The following is a 514-nucleotide window of genomic DNA, read 5'->3' as shown; positions in this document are numbered from 1 at the left end:
CGTCGATGGCCCGACGGTTGTCGTCGATCGCCTGCTGCCGCCCGAGCGCCGTCGATGCCGGGAACATGCCGCCACGGCAATAGCCGGACAACACGATGCCGGTTTCCCGCAGAAGCCGGGCAACGCTTGCGCTCCCCACCGCCGCGACCTGATCGCGCCAGGGCGAGATCGCGCGAATCTGGCGCCGGCCGCATTCCTCGATGATTCGATCGAGCGGCCATTGCCGGACCGTGGCCGTATTAATGGACAGCCAGCGGTGATCCTGGGACAGATCACGCATCCCACACTCCGTTCATCGCCAGCAAGGTTTTCATGCGCGTGGCGGCGAGCTCGGGACGCTCGAGCAGGCCAGCCGCGTCCGCCAGCCGGAACAGCTCCACGAAATGCTGCAGTGAACGTGCGCTTTGCTGGCCCCCCACCATGGTGAAGTGCGGCTGATGGCCATTGAGCCAGGCCATGAAGACCACGCCCGTCTTGTAGAAGCGCGTGGGCGCGCCGAAGATGTGCCGTGCCA

General features: G+C 66.1%; 1 protein-coding gene and 1 pseudogene. Both read right to left on the bottom strand.

Going from position 1 to position 514, the window contains the following annotated elements:
• A pseudogene (locus tag HWX22_RS31445) lies at positions 1-280 on the bottom strand (sugar phosphate isomerase/epimerase); the annotation flags it as partial.
• A partial coding sequence (locus tag HWX22_RS31440) for a DUF993 family protein (protein ID WP_175917012.1) occupies positions 273-514 on the bottom strand: 242 nt, incomplete at its 5' end. The gene HWX22_RS31440 and the pseudogene HWX22_RS31445, both read right to left, overlap by 8 nt.

This window comes from Burkholderia sp. BCC1638 (assembly GCF_902833195.1).
In the GTDB taxonomy this organism is placed as follows: domain Bacteria; phylum Pseudomonadota; class Gammaproteobacteria; order Burkholderiales; family Burkholderiaceae; genus Burkholderia; species Burkholderia diffusa.
The sequence above is the reverse complement of the archived record's forward strand: the minus strand, read 5'-3'. Positions and strand labels throughout refer to the sequence as shown.